This is a genomic window from Streptomyces sp. WM6386 (genome assembly GCF_000972385.1).
Lineage (GTDB): Bacteria > Actinomycetota > Actinomycetes > Streptomycetales > Streptomycetaceae > Streptomyces.
The window spans coordinates 1-1,132 of sequence record NZ_JXTE01000206.1; the positions used below are offsets into that span (position 1 = coordinate 1).

At 70.7% G+C, this 1,132-nt stretch carries 1 pseudogene; it reads left to right on the top strand.

What is annotated here, in order from left to right:
* Nucleotides 1-6: 6 nt before the first annotated feature.
* A pseudogene (gene glyA, locus TN53_RS40760) lies at nucleotides 7-1,132 on the top strand (serine hydroxymethyltransferase); the annotation flags it as partial.

Here is a 1,132-nt window from a genome sequence, read left to right on the forward strand (position 1 = left end):
GCGGTGATGGAGGCCCAGGGCTCGGTCCTGACGAACAAGTACGCCGAGGGCTATCCGGGCCGGCGCTACTACGGCGGCTGCGAGCACGTCGACGTCGCCGAGCAGATCGCCATCGACCGGGTCAAGGCCCTGTTCGGCGCCGAGTACGCCAACGTCCAGCCGCACTCCGGTGCCTCCGCCAACCAGGCCGCACTGTTCGCGCTGGCCTCCCCCGGCGACACCATCCTGGGCCTGGACCTGGCCCACGGCGGCCACCTCACCCACGGCATGCGGCTCAACTTCTCCGGCAAGCAGTTCCACGTGGTCGCCTACCACGTGGACGACGCCGGCCTGGTCGACATGGCCGAGGTCGAACGCCTCGCCAAGGAACACCGCCCCAAGGTCATCATCGCCGGCTGGTCCGCCTACCCCCGGCAGCTGGACTTCGCCGAGTTCCGCCGGATCGCCGACGAGGTCGAGGCGTTCCTGTGGGTGGACATGGCGCACTTCGCCGGCCTGGTCGCCGCAGGACTGCACCCCAACCCGGTCGAGCACGCGGACGTGGTCACCTCCACCACCCACAAGACCCTCGGCGGGCCGCGCGGCGGCATCATCCTGGCCAAGCAGGCCTTCGCCAAGAAGCTGAACTCGTCCGTCTTCCCGGGCTTCCAGGGCGGCCCGCTGGAGCATGTGATCGCCGCGCGAAGGCGGTGTCCTTCAAGGTCGCCGCGAGCGAGGAGTTCAAGGAGCGCCAGGCGCGTACCGTGGAAGGCGCGCGGATCCTCGCCGAGCGGCTGACGGCCGCGGACGCCCGCGAGGCCGGTGTCAACGTGCTGTCCGGCGGCACCGACGTCCACCTGATCCTGGTGGATCTGCGTGAGTCGGAGCTGGACGGACAGCAGGCCGAGGACCGGCTGCACGAGGTCGGCATCACGGTCAACCGCAACGCCGTCCCCAACGACCCGCGCCCGCCCATGGTGACGTCGGGCCTGCGCATCGGCACCCCCGCGCTGGCGACCCGCGGCTTCACCGCCGAGGACTTCACCGAGGTCGCCGACGTGATCGCCGCCGCGCTGAAGCCGTCCTACGACGTCGAAGCCCTCAAGACCCGGGTCAAGACGCTGGCCGACAAGCACCCGCTGTACCCCGGCCT